The organism is Terrimicrobium sacchariphilum (assembly GCF_001613545.1).
GTDB lineage: Bacteria > Verrucomicrobiota > Verrucomicrobiia > Chthoniobacterales > Terrimicrobiaceae > Terrimicrobium > Terrimicrobium sacchariphilum.
The window spans coordinates 2,259,499-2,273,979 of the sequence record NZ_BDCO01000002.1 but is presented as its reverse complement, the minus strand read 5'-3'; the positions used below and the strand labels follow the sequence as shown (position 1 = coordinate 2,273,979).

Sequence of the window (14,481 nt, the reverse complement as noted above, 5' to 3'; positions counted from 1 at the left end):
GGAAAGGCTATTTTTGTAGGATTCCCGCCATGCCCGGCCTGCTTTCCGAGATGGAAATCGCCCACGAACTCCCCTCCGTGCCCACCTGGGCCCGGGAGGCTTCGGCCATCGCCTGCAGGCGCGTCTTTCGTGATTTTGCCGAGGCGATGAACTACGTAAACCGCGTGGCCGTTCTGGCCGAAATCGCCGACCACCACCCGGATATCGACATCCGCTGGAATACCATCCGCCTCTCTCTTACGACCCACAGCAAGGGCGGCCTTACTGAAAAGGACTTCGCACTCGCCCGCCAGATCGACGCGCTGGTTTAGAAGCTCACGTCTTTTTCGGACGGCCAGTCGACCGTGAACTCCTCGGTGATCTGTTTCTTCTGCTTCGGAGCCAGATCAAAGGTCCAAGTCAGTTTGCCGGTATCCTTTTCCTGCGTCGGGGTGTCGCTGAACTTCACATCCCGCACGGTAATGCTCGCATCCTGGGCCACCGGAAGTTGATCCAGCACCGTCACCTTCACCGGCTGGCTCTTGAAGTTCTCCACCGTCGTTTCGTATTTGCGCGTCACGCCCTTGCGCTTCTGGAAGAGCCCGTTCTCCGCGGCCCGGTCCACCAGCGTCTTGCGCGTGACCTTCACATTGTCATCCGCCCCGAGGTAGAAATCAAAGTCCGCGCCGGGAGCGATGAAGTTCACATGGCTGTCGCCGATGAAGTCCCCATCGCGGAAGACATTCACCTTGCCACCGAGGATCGGCGCTCCGCTGGAGTTGGTCAGGCGGGTCTTGAGAAAGGCCACATCTGCCAGCTTCGGCGTCGTCACATACTCGATTTTGCCATCGAATTTCTGCGTCGCAATCGCCACGCGATGCTCCTCTCCATCGCTCGGAATCGTCGCGGGAATCTTGATTTCGAAAACCACGGAAACACCCGAGCTTTCGATCTGCGCCTGTTCGTATTCCATGGGGGCGGGCGCTGGTTCAGCCGCGATATCGGCATCGGCGCCTGCGACGAATTTATTCTTGGCCAGCTCATTCCGCGCATAGCCAAGAGCGCGCGGAGCCGCGGCCGCCATCGGCTGAATGAAGTTCAGCCACCAGGGCTCCAGCTCCGGCATGCGCGCCCCCACATTGGGCCTTGCCGTGGAAAGCGACAGCTTTACACCGTCCCAGTTCTCTCCCGTCTGCTGGCGCACGTTTCCATAATAGGCCAGTTCGATCGCGCCTGTCTGGGTATTGACTCTTGCGTCGTAGAGCGGCTGCCATGAGGCTCCGGTCATATTGTATCCCAGGGAAAGCGAAGCTTTCGCCGGAGACGATGCCTTCACCGCCACCAGTACCTGCTTCTCCGTCTTGCCTCCGCCCGAGCGCAGACGATTCAATTCATCGACGATCACCTGTTTCTTGGGCGCGAGCTCGCGAAGAGCGATGGCATTGGCCTGACTCGCCTCGGAAATCGCCACACTCTCGGCTCCGTAAAATTCATAAAGCGGCTTCACCTTCTCCAGGCTGCTGCCCGACGAACTCTTTCCCTCCTCCGCACCCGGCTGGGCCAGCCCGTCGCGCACCTTGTTCAAAAAAGTGCGGCGTTCCTTGAGATCCGCATTCTTGGCAACCAGCGTCGCCTCCTGATCCTGAAAGGCTTGTAGCTGCGCCTCAAGCTCCCGCACCCGGGGATTTACCGCCTCGTCAAAGAAGACATCGCGGATTTCCAGCCCAAGGATCTTCACCCCCGTGCCAGTACCTCCCGCCTGAACGCTGGAGGGATCGAGATTTGCAGGGAGCCCGCCGAGACGCACCACGCTTTCCCCCTCCGGCAAGGTCACCTCCGCCGAGCGAGTCACTCTCGCCCGGTCGGCATAGACTGTGACGGCGGAGATTTGGGAAGAGGCATCGATCGGGGCGGCGGAAAGATGACCGGCCCAAACGAGGGCGGCCAGCGGGAGAGCGGTCTTTCTCATGGCGTTACCTAGTCAACGCCAGAAGACTGCAATTTTCCCGAAAAATCTTACTTCCAGAGAGCCACCGCGCAAAAAAGCACGGCCACGCCGTAAACGATCCCGCCCACCGTCGCCGCCTTGAGACGGAGCTTCTGGCTGGTCAGCCAGGTGATCTGATCACGCAGCATCCACGGCATTCCCACCCAGAACAGGCCGAGAATGATCCAAACATAGGCAAGCACTACGACGAGCAAACGACTGGTCTCCGGACGGAGAAATGCCGCTTCCAAAATAGGCTCGGAAGCGAGCAGGGCGATCATCCCCAGCGCGCGTACAGCCAGAAACTCCTCCATATACCGCCAGGAAAGAACGGTACCAGCCACCACCGCAATCGCCATGACCCGCCTTAAATGGGCAAATTCACCAAGATCCATGGTCGTGATGAGAATGAAACCCCAGATGCCCGCAATCGCGATGAGCACTGTCCCTGCGGCACGAGAACGGGGAAAACCTTTTAGCGCCGATGCGGTCGCCGTCGGCTTTACGAAGGCCAGAACATGGCCCAAAATGAGCGCCAACCCGAGGACGAGTCCCACGGCGTGAAGGTCGACCGGATACATCATACAGATGCAGCAGTACCCGAGCGCTTGTCTTTGCGCAACCAGAGCTGTCGATCAAGCGCATCGGAGGCGGCTGCCACCTGCGCCTGCTTCTTGCTGAGGCCCTCCCCCCTGCCCAGCTCGATCTCACTCCAGATCACCTTGGAAACGAAGTGTTTGGAATGATCCGGCCCTGTCTGTTCCACCACCTCATAGGCTGGCGCACACGGCTCGATAGCTTGCAAAATTTCCTGCAAGGTTCCCTTGGGATTCACCTCCTCGGGGTTCTTCGCGATGCGCTCAAAGTCATCCAGCGTCTCGCGTAGAACAAAATTCCGCGCCGCATCGAATCCCCCATCGAGGTAGATCGCGCCCACCACGCTTTCAAAAGCATCCGCCAGGGTTGAGGCACGCTCGCGCCCACCACTGGCCTCCTCGCCGCGGCCCATCATCAGGTAGCGACCGAGATCCATCAGGACGGCATGCGCCTTGAGCGCGGGACGCGACACGATACGAGTGCGAAGTTTGGTCATCTGGCCCTCGCTGAAATCGGGATACAGCCGGTAAAGATGCTCCGTCACCACAAGCTGGATCACCGCATCGCCCAGGAATTCCAAGCGCTGGTTGTCGAAGGGATAGTTCTTCCGCTCCAGCGAGATGCTGGGGTGCGTCAATGCCTCTGCCAGAAGCAGGCCATTGCGAAACTTATAGCCCATCCGCTCCTCCAACGGGTTCATGATGGATGCGTGTCGGCTTGGATCTGTGGTCGGCATGTCTACCTGTCTTGAGCGCCGGGTAAATGTAACAAGAAAAACATCAATATGTTACACGCAACCAAGCGCGAATAATTTCCCCGTATTCTTTAGGCGGCGGTGTGAGGGCTTGGCAAGTCCATAAGCATCAACGTACTCCGGATTGCCCCATCAGGGGCATGTTTTCTTGCCCATGTCGTGACAGAAAACCCGCAAGTTTCCTCTTTTCTCGGCTCATCAAGGTGGTAGCACCGCTGCATGGCTTCAGGAAGCTACAGACCGGGTCGGACCCTGGTACACAAAGCGGCAGGAGCATGCACCGCGCTCATTATGACCCTGTTCACCGCCACAGCTGGGTCGGATACGTCCACATCGCTGAAGAATCCCCCCTTCTGGGACATTCCGGCATGGGTAAATCAAGAGTTCGGGACGATGAAGGATGCGGGCGTGAAGCCATTTATCACCTATTTCGGCGTATTCCAGGGAAACCCCATCGGAGGCCTCGATCAATCCGCCGCCTGGTCGCAGGAGCTCACCTTCGGAGCGACGCTGGATTTGGAAAAACTCCTCAAGGTGCCCGGTGCCTCGATGGTGATCTCCGGAGCAGATGCCGCAGGCAGCAACATCTCCGACGATATTGGCAACATCTTCACCGCCTCCCAGGCATACGTCACACCCACGATGATGTTTTACGAACTCTACTGGCAGCAGTCGTTTCTCGACAATGCCCTCCAGTTCCGCCTCGGCCGCATCACCGCTGGCGACACCTTTGCCACGCTTCCCGCCTTCGGGCTCCAGGTCAACGGAGGCATCAACGGCAATCCTCTCACCGTTTTCCTGAACTCGGAGTTCACCGCCTCTCCGAATGCGACCTGGGGCGCCTATGCAAAATACACCCCCACCTCAGACACCTATGTCTCCGCCGGAATCTACCAGGCGACGGAACGCCTCGGTCTCACCGCCTATCACGGCCTGGATTTCTCCATCCGCTCCGGTGACGGCATACTCCTCCTCGGCGAGGTGGGGTGGACCCCGACCCTTGGTCAGTCCCCAGTCCCCTCCGGGAAGGATGCCAAATCCGTGACGCCCTCCGTCTCAAGTGCTCCCTCCGGGCTACCCGGCACCTATGTTGCAGGTCTCTATTATTCCAACCTGCCCGAGGACGAGTTTCTCGGAGACGGCACACAGCAAAACTCCTACGGGTTTTACGCCCTCGCCCAGCAGATGATCTGGCGCAACCCAGCCAATCCGAATATCAGTTTCTCGCTGTGGGGAGGAGCCACCGGCAATCCCCAGCCTGAAATCGCCACCATGCCCGTAATGGGATTTGCCGGAGCGATCTGGCAGGGACTCATTCCCGGCCGGGACCAGGATCAAACATTGTTCTCGTTCCTCGTTGGCGGCTGGAGTAGCGACTACGCGGACGCCTATGCGACGTTAGGTTTTGGTCGCCCCACCACCGAGTCGGTCCTGGAATGGAGCTACCTCATCCAATTGACCCCGAACCTCACTGTTCAGCCCGATATCCAGTACGTACTCCGTCCCGGAGGAACTGGAAATATCGGAGATGCTCTCATCCTCGGCGTCCAGGTCGGAGCTTCGTTTTAGGCCATTCGCGGGCAAGTTTCGCAAATCCGTAAAAATTCCGAGTTGTCAACGCCCCGTACAGGCTTAGGTTCTCGCGCATATGTCCCGTCGTTGCTTTTGGGTGCTCTGCCTGCTGCTGGCACCCTTTGCGTGCCTGCCCGCCGCACGAGTCGCCGATAGCCTGGTTCGTATCCAAGCCACCTCCCAAGACCCCAACTACCGGGTCCCGTGGGCCGGGGGCAACGTCATCAGCGGCGTTGGCGCAGGTTTCATTATCGATAACAACCGGATCATGACCAACGCGCACGTGGTCAGCAACAGCCGGTTCCTCCTTGTCTCCAAGGAGGGCGATCCCAAGCCCTACCTCGCTCGAGTCCTCTTCATCGCTCACGACTGCGATCTCGCTCTGCTCACCGTGGATGATCCGAACTTCTTCAAGGGAACGACCGCCCTCACTTTCGGCGGCATCCCGGCCATCGAGTCGACCGTTTCCGTCTACGGCTATCCGATCGGCGGTGACCGTCTTTCGGTCACACGAGGCATCGTCTCACGCATCGACTTCCAACCCTACACGCACTCCGGCGTGGACTCGCATCTCACGATTCAGATCGATGCCGCCATCAACCCCGGCAACAGCGGCGGCCCCGTCCTCCAGGATGGCAAGGTCGTCGGCGTGGCCTTCCAGGGATACAGCGGCGACGTCGCTCAGAATGTTGGCTACATGATTCCGACCCCGGTCGTCCGGCGCTTCCTGAAAGATATCGAGGACGGACGTTACGACAAATACGTCGATCTGAGCCTGAGCTATCACTCGCTTCACAATCCCGCCATGCGCCGTGCCCTCGGTCTCAGCGACGAGGACACAGGCGTCGTCGTGGGCGATGTCTTTGGGGGCGGCAATAGTGATGGTGTCCTCAAAACCGGAGATGTCCTCCTCGCGATTGACGGCCTGCCGATCGCGAGTGATGGCACGGTCAAGATGGACTCCGGCGATCCAGTCGAGATGGCAGAAGTCGTCGAGCGCAAGTTCCGCGGGGAAAAGGTGAAATTTCACATCCTTCGTGACGGCAAGGAAGAAGACGTCACCGTTCCCCTCACCCACTCGTGGCCCTTTACCCTTCAGGCCAACGCCTATGATGAAAAGCCGCGCTTCGTCGTCTTTGGCGGACTCGTTTTCCAGCCGGTCGACGCGAATTTTATGCGCGAGCACGATCCTGCCGACCTCCGTCTCCGCTACTACTTCGACCATTTCATTTCCGATCACCTCTATCGTGACCGGCAGGAGATCATCACTCTCAGTTCGATCCTTGCCGACCCGGTGAATGCCTACTCGGGGGAGTTCCGCTACAACATCGTCGACACCATCAACGGCCAGAAAATCCGCAAGCTCGACGACCTTGCTGAGGCCCTTAAGAAACCAGCCGATTACTATGTCATCGAGATGGTCGGACAGGGCCGTCCGCTCGTCCTGGAAAAGCAGGCCGTCGATCAGGCCCGCGAACGCGTCCGCGCCCGCTACGGAGTCGTCAATGAACAGCAGCTTTAGTCCCATGCGCCGGTTTTCCTTCACCATCGCCGCGCTTCTCGCGCTCGTCCCCGCTCTCCACTCCGCAGCCACTCACCCGAACCAGCCGGCGGCAACTCCTCCACCTGTGTCCTCAGAGGTCACTGCCGCATCGCTGGTCCGCGTCAACTCGACCAACCAGTCCTACGACTTCTTCCGCCCCTGGAACAAAAAGGCCCCCTATTTTCGTAAAGGCCTCGGCGTCGTAGTGGAAAAGAATCGCATCCTCGTCACGGCGGAACTCGTCACCAATAGCACCTACATCGAGCTGGAGGATCCCGTCACCAATGCCCGGGTGGCAGGCCAGGTCATCACCGTCGACTACGACAGCAACCTCGCTCTCCTTGCCCCATCCGACGAAAACTTCCTGAAAAACGCCAGGCCCCTTGCATTGGACAAGGATGCCGTGGTGGGTGATCACATTGAGCTGCTTCAACTGGAAACCAACGGCCTCGTCGCCCAGACCCCTGGCACCATCACGACCATTGCCGTCGCTCCGTATCCGCTCGGTCAGTTGGCATTGCTCACCTTTCGTATCAGCTCTCCCATCCAGAGCCGCGATAGCAGCTTCACGATCCCCGCCGTGCGCGATGGCGCTCTCGTCGGTCTGCTTATGCGTTATGATTCCCGCAGCCAGACGGCGGATATCATTCCTGCGCCGGTTATCGGACACTTCCTCGCCGACGCCGCCCAGGCCACGTACCAGGGCTTCCCTCGCATTGGTCTGGGCTATTCGCCCACTCGCGACCCACAACTCCGCCGTTATGTGGGGCTGAAGGACGATGGCGGCGTCTATGTGACCGCCGTCCGCCCCGGAGGCGCCGCCGACAAGGCAGGCCTCAAACGCGGCGATGTTATTCTGGCCGTAGCTGGCAGGGCGATCAATCAGGACGGCGAGTTCGATCACCCGCTTTACGGCAAACTGACGTTCAGCCATCTCACGAGCACTGACGCAAAGGTCGGAGACAAGGTCGACTTCGTCGTCCTGCGCGACGGCCAGAAGCAAACGATCCCCGTCACGCTGGAGCCGGTCGATCGCAGCAGCATCGTCAGCGACCCATATATCTTCGACAAACAACCTCGCTATCTCGTGGTCGGCGGATTGGTTTTCCAGGAACTCTCCCGCCCCTATCTCCAGGAGTGGGGTGCCAACTGGCCTAAGGAAGCCCCTCAGCGCCTCGTCGCTCTCGACGCCTTCCAGGATGAAGATAATACTGCCGATCGCGGCAAGGTGGTCTTCCTCAGCCAGGTCTTCCCGACTGCCAGTGCCCTCGGTTACCAGGACCTCGAGCATCTCGTCGTCAGCAAGGTCAATGATGTGCCAATCAAAAGCCTGAACGACCTTGCCAAGGCCATCGCCAATCCCAAGAACGGCTTCCACAAGATCGAGTTCGACGACGATCCGCCGATCATCTATCTCGACGCAGCCGAGTCCGAAAAATCCGACGCCCAGATCCGACAGGAATACGGCATCCCGGAGTTGAAGAATCTGAACTAGGGCTTCCCGCGTTCACCCCGGCGCATCCGCCAAGGCTCCCAATATCCCGACTCCGTCCGCTGCTCAGCCAGCTTGTCCCGAGGAGAAAGAGCGGCCAATCTTCGGCATGCGAATGTCCCCGATTGGCTGCCTCTTCTTCCTATTGCCGGCGTTATGCCCTGCACTTTCCCAGCAGACGCCTGACCCGCTGAATCCCGACTACACCGCGCAGCCCTTTGAGGATTGGGAAAGAAAGTTCGCGGATTTCACCTTTCACAAGTTTGAGGAGGATGGGCACGTCCTACCTTATCGACTCTACTCGCCGGATTCCATGGAACCGGGCAAGACGTACCCGCTGGTAATCTTCATGCATGGAGCGGGCGAGCGCGGCATCGACAACCGGATTCAGCTTCGAAATTTCAGGTCGACGGTGGAATTCTGGAAAAAGTACCCCTGCTTCGTTATCGCCCCTCTCTGTCCCCGGCGCGATCAGGCGCCCGAGGGGGTATGGGTCGAAACACAATTCGGCAGCAGCGTCGGTCATACCATGAAGGAGCAGCCAACGTGGCCGCTGCATCTCGCCCTCGATGCGATTGATCAATTCATCGCGACTCATCCCGTGGATCGCCAGCGCATCTATGTCACCGGACTCTCCATGGGGGGCTTTGCCACCTGGGAGATCTTGCAGCGCCGGGGAGAGATGATCGCCGCCGCGGCCCCCGTCTGCGGAGGAGCCGATACAGCCTTCGCCGGAAAACTCACCTCCATCCCGATCTGGGCTACCCACGGCGATGCCGATGACATCGTTCCCGTCAGCCGCTCCCGCGACATCGTCGCCGCGATCAAGGCTGCCGGGGGAAATCCCAAATACACGGAGTTCCCCGGCGTGAAACACGATGCGTGGACCCCCACTTACTCCAATCCCGATATCTGGGACTGGATGTTCTCGCAATCGAAGAACTGAAGATTCCCTGAACCGCTCCGACTAAATCGGAGCGGCGGCTACAGCGGCTTTACGGCCCTGGAGCAGTTCAGTGCGGTTGACCGCGTTGACATAGGCGCGGGCGCTGGCCTCGATAACATCGGTGCTCGCCCCCTTGCCGGTGATCAGGTCGCCATTGCCAAAGTCCACCTTCAGCGTCACCTCACCCAGGGAATCACGCCCCTGGGTCACGGCCTCGACGCTGTACTGCGCGAGATGGCCGTGGCGCTTCACGATGCGGTCGATGGCTTGCATCGCGGCGTCGACGGCTCCGTTGCCCGGGCTGGAATCCTGCAAGGTCTCGCCACCCTTTTTCAGGCGCACGGTCGCGGTCGGCACGGTCGTGCTGCCACTGGTGACGTGGATATAGTCGAGCGTGTATGTCTCGCTGTCCGAGGTCATGGAATCCTCCACCAACGCGGCCAAGTCGTCATCGTAGACGAATTTCTTTTTGTCTCCGACGTCCTTGAAGCGATCGTAGACCACCTTCAATTGCGCATCGCTCAGGTGAAAACCCAGATGCTCCAGGCGCACCTTCATGGCATGGCTGCCGCTGTGCTTGGTCAGGGGCAATTCTGTTCCACCCCACCCGACCTCCTCGGGATCCATGATCTCGTAGGTCTCGCGCTTCTTCAGGATGCCGTCCTGGTGAATGCCGGAGCTGTGGGCAAAGGCGTTCTCACCGACGATGGCCTTGCTGCGCGCGACATGCAGACCGCTCATGCGGCTGATGATGCGCGAGGTTTTCAAAATCTCGCGGGTCACGACATCCGTGTGCAGACCGCCATAGAAATCGCCGCGCGTCTTGATCGCCATCACGACTTCCTCCAGGGCGCAGTTGCCCGCGCGCTCGCCGATGCCGTTGAAGGTTCCCTCCACCTGACGCGCCCCAGCCTTCACCGCTGCCAGGGAGTTTGCCACTGCCAGGCCCAGGTCATCGTGGCAATGCACGCTGATGATGGCATCGTCGATGTTGCGCACGTTGGAACGCAGATAGCCGATCAAGGACGCATATTGGTCCGGCACCGCAAAACCGACGGTATCGGGAATATTCACCGTCGTCGCCCCGGCCTCAATCACAGCCTGCACCACGCGGGCCAGGAATTCCGGCTCCGTGCGGGAGGCATCCTCGGGCGAGAACTCAACGTCCTTGACCAAGCCACGGGCACGAGTAACGCCCTCGACAGCCAGGCGAATGATCTCCTCCTCCGCCTTCTTCAGCTTGAACTCACGATGAATCGCCGAGGTCGCCAGGAAGACGTGGATGCGTCCACGTTCACCCGCGGGCTTCACCGCAGCACCTGCCGCGTCGATGTCTTTGGCCACACATCGGGCCAGGCCGCAGATTTTCGGGCCTTTGATTTCCGTGGCGATCTTTTCGACCGCATCGAAGTCTCCGTCGCTGATGACGGGGAAGCCGGCCTCGATCACGTCGACGTTGAGGCGCTCGAGCTGACGAGCGACCTCCATTTTCTCGCGCAGGTTCATGCTGGCGCCGGGGCACTGTTCGCCGTCGCGCAACGTCGTGTCGAAGATGATAACTTTGTCTGACATAGGGATGTTTGGTTGTCCGGCGAAAGATTGGGAAGGGGTCGCGGCACCTACCACGCCCGCCGGGAACGCAGCCTATGCCGTTTTAAGAAAGGAGAGTAAGTCGGCTCGGGAGCAACCCGAGTCGAAGCGCGAGAAGTGCGGTGTTCTCCGAAAACGACATGCGCACACCATACCACCCGCTTCCGGGGGAGCAAGCGGATTTGCGCACCCTGTATTTCTCCCCGTCAACTCGCTCCGCAATCGTTGATCCTTTTCGCAAACCTCTCTATGATCCGCCGATGCAGCGCCGTTGGATATTTCCGGAAGAAATCGATCTTCCCACCCTCGGCCGCCTGTGCCGCGAGCTCGGACTCCCGGAATCTGTCGGGCGCGTCCTCATCCGCAATGGCTACAATGCCCCCGAGGAGGCTGCCGATTTCCTTCAGCCCCGGCTGAAAAACCTGGGCGATCCCCTCCTCCTTGGCGAGATGGAAACCGCCGCCCGGCGGGTGCTCCAGGCTATTCAGGCAAATGAGAAGGTCGTTCTCTATGGCGACTATGATGTGGACGGCGTGGCCTCCCTGGCCCTCCTGAAAAGATTCCTCACCGCCCTCGGCGCCAGCGTCGCGTGCTTCCTCCCGCACCGCATCGAGGAAGGTTACGGTCTCAGCATGAGCGGGGTGGAGCGATGCTTCGAGGAGCACGATGCCAGCCTCCTCATCGCTGTCGACTGCGGAACAAATTCCTGCAAAGAGGTCGAAGCCATTCGCTCCCGCGGTGTCGACGTCCTCATCCTGGATCACCATGAGACTACCGGCGCTCGCCCCGATTGCATTGCGCTGGTCAATCCCAAGCGCGATGGTCAGGGCCTCGGCTATCTGTGCAGCGCGGGTGTCGTCTTCAAGCTGGCCCACGCCATCCTCAAGCTCTCGCCCCGTCCCGGCATCGACCTGAAGGACTACCTCGACATCGTGGCTCTCGCCACGGTGGCCGACATCGTCCCGCTCGTCGGGGAAAACCGTATCCTCGTTCATCGCGGCCTCGCCCAGATGGAGCATTCCCGCTGGCCTGGTCTCCGCGCCCTCATGGTCGTCGCAGGCGTGGAGGCACCCATCTCGGCCAATGCGCTCGGTTACCGTCTTGGCCCCCGCATCAATGCCTCCGGCCGTCTCGGCACCGCCCAGGAATCCCTCCGCCTCCTCACCACCGACGACATCGCGGAGGCCAGCCGCCTCGCCGACAGCCTCGATCACCAGAATCGCGAGCGCCAGTTGGTCGAGCGCCAGCTGACCGATGAGGTCGAGACTTGGGTGCTGGGCAACTTCAACCCGATCCGCGATGCCTGCATCGTGGCCGGTCAGCGCGACTGGCATCACGGCGTGCTCGGTATCGTCGCCTCGCGCATCATGCGCCGTTATCACCGCCCCACCCTCCTCATTGGCTTCGACGAGTCCGGGCTCGGCAAAGGCAGCGGTCGCAGCATCGAGGGACTTTCGCTCGTGCTCGCCCTGCAGCAATGCGCCGAGCACCTGGAAAAATTTGGCGGCCACGAGATGGCCGCTGGCGTCACGATTCAGGAAGACCGTTTCTCCACTTTCCGCGATGCTTTCCACGCCTCTGCTCGTGAAATGATGAGTGACGACCTGCTGGTTCCCAAACTCCGCGTCGATGGCGAGCTCCCCATCGCGCAGGTGACACACGCCTTTCTCGAGTGCCAGAGTCGGCTGGAGCCCTATGGCTCTGCCAATCCCCAGCCGGTTTACGCCGCCCGGGGCGTCTCACCCATTTCGCCCCCGCGCATCCTGAAGGAAAAGCACCTCCGCTTCGACTTCCAGGCAGGCCGACAGAAGGTCCCGGCGATTTTCTTCAATGGCGCGATGGATAAACTCCCGCGTGGGCCCTGGGATGTCGCCTTCACGGTGGAACGAAACGAATTCAATGGCCGCGTCGATGCCCAGATGCAGATCGTCGCCATCCGCACCTCCGTCTCTTGAGCACACTTCTTCCGCCGGACACAAAATTGGCCGACATGGAATGGGTGCCTCGCAACCGGCTCCCCGCCCTGCACCGCCTCGGCCTGGTCACCCTTGCCGACCTCCTCGGGCATTACCCGCGCCGCTACGAGGATCGTACGCGGTTTGATCGTTTCCCCGATCAGGAGCAACCTGCTTCGGTCTGTCTCCACGGTATCGTGGCCCACACGGCGATGAAGTTCCTTCCGGGCCGCCGCCGCATGTTCGAGATCATCATGGAAAACTCGGCCAGCGGCATCCTGAGCCAGCCGATCACCTGCCGCTGGTTCAACATGCAGTTTGTGCAGAAGATGATCTCCACGGGAGATCAGATCGTCGTGTACGGACGTCCGAAGAGACGCGGTCGGCTCATCGTCATCGATCACCCGGAGTTTGAGGTTATCGACGAGGAGGCGTCCCACTCGGTCCACATGCGCAATATCACGCCCGTCTACCCGGCTGGCGACGGCGTACCAGTCCGCTCCCTGCGCGAGATGATCCACCGGGCCATTGAGTCGACCGACCTCGAGGAGATTCCCTCTCTCATCCCCGATGCCTCCCATCAAAAGGCGGGCGCCCTGCGCGCAATCCACTTTCCGGAGTCCGAGCACGCCCGCATCACGGCCCACGATTTCCTGGTTCGCGAGGAGTTCTTCGCCATCCAGCTCCTGATCCATGCCCGCCGCGCGGAATGGCTTCTTTTGCCCGGTGCCGCCAAGCAGTCCGAGGGCAAGCTCCTCGGCCAGTTGCTCGATCGGCTTCCCTTTGCCCTCACGGACTCGCAGACTCAGGTCATCGAGGAGATCCGCCGCGACCTCGCCTCGCCCCGGCGCATGAATCGACTGCTCCAGGGCGACGTCGGAGCAGGCAAGACACTCGTCGCCCTCGCCGCCATGCTGCATACCGTCGAGGCTGGCTGGCAGGCCGCTATCATGGCGCCGACACAGATCCTTGCCGAGCAGCACCACCTCGGCTTCAAGCGCCTTCTTGAGCCACTTGGCATCGATGTCGTCCTGCGGACCGGCTCGCGCAAGGAGGTGGCAAGACCACTGCCGCTCTTCGGCAGCAAGCCCACCATCGTCGTCGGCACCCACGCACTGCTTTACGAGGGCAGCGAATTCAACAACCTCGGCCTCGTCGTCATCGACGAGCAGCACAAGTTTGGCGTCCTCCAGCGCACCCGCCTCATCGAGCGCGGGGACACTCCGGACGTCCTGGTCATGACCGCCACGCCGATCCCGCGTACCCTCACCCAGACTCTTTACGGGGACCTCGATGTCTCGATCCTCAAACACAAGCCTGCCAATCGCGGCGTGATCCAGACCGCCGTCCGCCCATCGACCAAGATGCCCGATGTGGTGGAGTTCGTCCGCAAGCATCTGGGCAACGGCCGACAGGTTTACGTCGTATACCCCCTCGTGGAGGAATCCGACAAACTCTCCGCCAAGGCCGCCACTGCCGAAATCGAGCGCTGGCAGTCCCACCTCGCCCCGGCTGAGGTGGCGCTTCTCCATGGTCGCATGTCGCCGGAGGAAAAAGAGTCCGTCATGTCCGCTTTCCGCGATGGTCGCACCAAGGTGCTCATTGCCACGACTGTCATCGAAGTTGGCGTCGACGTTCCCAACGCCAACATGATGATCGTCGAAAATGCCGAGCGCTTCGGCCTTGCACAGCTTCACCAACTGCGAGGTCGCATTGGTCGTGGCGAGCATAAGTCGTACTGCATCCTCCTCCACGATCCCAAGGCGCCGGAGGATGCCTTGGAGAAACTTCAGGTGCTGGAGGAGACCAGCGATGGATTTCTCATCGCCGAAGCCGACTTGCGCCTTCGCGGTCCGGGCGACCTGCTTGGTACGGCCCAGACCGGCTTGCCTCCGGTGAAAATAGGCGACATCTTTCGCGATCGTGACCTGATGGACGAGGCTCGGGATCTTGCCGAGTCCATTCTCAAAGCTGATCCCCTGCTTCAGGCTCCAACGAATCGCCATCTCGCTCGACACCTTGCCCGATCTGCCGCCAAACTCGCCGCCGCCTCAGGATAATTCCCC

Annotated in this window: 11 protein-coding genes; 7 read left to right on the top strand and 4 right to left on the bottom strand. The window is 60.5% G+C overall.

Annotated features, from left to right (window positions below; genetic code table 11):
• Positions 1 to 29 precede the first annotated feature (29 nt).
• Positions 30 to 311 carry a 4a-hydroxytetrahydrobiopterin dehydratase gene (locus TSACC_RS10695; protein WP_075079291.1) on the top strand — a complete coding sequence of 94 codons (282 nt, stop codon included), beginning with the start codon at positions 30 to 32 and terminating at the stop codon, positions 309 to 311.
• On the opposite strand, the gene TSACC_RS10690 is transcribed toward TSACC_RS10695, so the two are convergent.
• From TSACC_RS10690 to rnc, 3 genes are read right to left on the bottom strand one after another with little or no spacing between them, the layout of a single operon-like run.
• A complete protein-coding gene (locus TSACC_RS10690) occupies positions 308 to 1,948 on the bottom strand; it encodes a mucoidy inhibitor MuiA family protein (protein WP_075079290.1) in 1,641 nt (546 codons plus the stop codon). The two genes, TSACC_RS10695 and TSACC_RS10690, sit on opposite strands and share 4 nt — an antisense overlap.
• 47 nt (positions 1,949 to 1,995) lie before the next feature.
• Positions 1,996 to 2,550 carry a hypothetical protein gene (locus tag TSACC_RS10685; protein WP_153811391.1) on the bottom strand — a complete coding sequence of 185 codons (555 nt, stop codon included), beginning with the start codon at positions 2,548 to 2,550 and terminating at the stop codon, positions 1,996 to 1,998.
• Positions 2,547 to 3,263, bottom strand: a complete 717-nt coding sequence (gene rnc, locus TSACC_RS10680) for a ribonuclease III (protein WP_075079288.1) — start codon at positions 3,261 to 3,263, stop codon at positions 2,547 to 2,549. The genes TSACC_RS10685 and rnc overlap by 4 nt, the downstream gene beginning before the upstream one ends.
• A 345-nt stretch (positions 3,264 to 3,608) precedes the next feature.
• Here rnc and TSACC_RS10675 point away from each other — a divergent pair, with 345 nt between their 5' ends.
• From TSACC_RS10675 to TSACC_RS10660, 4 genes are all read left to right on the top strand, one after another.
• Positions 3,609 to 4,886 carry a carbohydrate porin gene (locus tag TSACC_RS10675; RefSeq protein WP_075079287.1) on the top strand — a complete coding sequence of 426 codons (1,278 nt, stop codon included), beginning with the start codon at positions 3,609 to 3,611 and terminating at the stop codon, positions 4,884 to 4,886.
• A gap of 79 nt (positions 4,887 to 4,965) precedes the next feature.
• Positions 4,966 to 6,411, top strand: coding sequence for a S1C family serine protease (locus TSACC_RS10670; RefSeq protein WP_075079286.1), 1,446 nt, complete (start codon positions 4,966 to 4,968; stop codon positions 6,409 to 6,411).
• Complete coding sequence (locus tag TSACC_RS10665; protein ID WP_075079285.1) at positions 6,395 to 7,927, top strand: S1C family serine protease; 1,533 nt, start codon at positions 6,395 to 6,397, stop codon at positions 7,925 to 7,927. Before TSACC_RS10670 ends, TSACC_RS10665 begins: the two co-directional genes overlap by 17 nt.
• 112 nt (positions 7,928 to 8,039) lie before the next feature.
• The gene (locus TSACC_RS10660) at positions 8,040 to 8,870 is read left to right on the top strand and encodes a carboxylesterase family protein (protein WP_075079284.1); all 831 of its coding nucleotides are present in this window, start codon (positions 8,040 to 8,042) and stop codon (positions 8,868 to 8,870) included.
• Positions 8,871 to 8,891: 21 nt separating this feature from the next.
• Here the strand turns inward: TSACC_RS10660 and TSACC_RS10655 are convergent, their stop codons facing one another.
• Complete coding sequence (locus TSACC_RS10655) at positions 8,892 to 10,442, bottom strand: 2-isopropylmalate synthase (protein WP_075079283.1); 1,551 nt, start codon at positions 10,440 to 10,442, stop codon at positions 8,892 to 8,894.
• 278 nt (positions 10,443 to 10,720) lie between these two features.
• Between TSACC_RS10655 and recJ the strand changes: the two genes are divergently transcribed.
• Both recJ and recG read left to right on the top strand, forming a co-directional pair.
• Positions 10,721 to 12,415, top strand: a complete 1,695-nt coding sequence (gene recJ / locus TSACC_RS10650; RefSeq protein ID WP_075080679.1) for a single-stranded-DNA-specific exonuclease RecJ — start codon at positions 10,721 to 10,723, stop codon at positions 12,413 to 12,415.
• Positions 12,412 to 14,475, top strand: coding sequence for an ATP-dependent DNA helicase RecG (gene recG, locus TSACC_RS10645; protein ID WP_084400370.1), 2,064 nt, complete (start codon positions 12,412 to 12,414; stop codon positions 14,473 to 14,475). Before recJ ends, recG begins: the two co-directional genes overlap by 4 nt.
• Positions 14,476 to 14,481 lie beyond the last annotated feature (6 nt).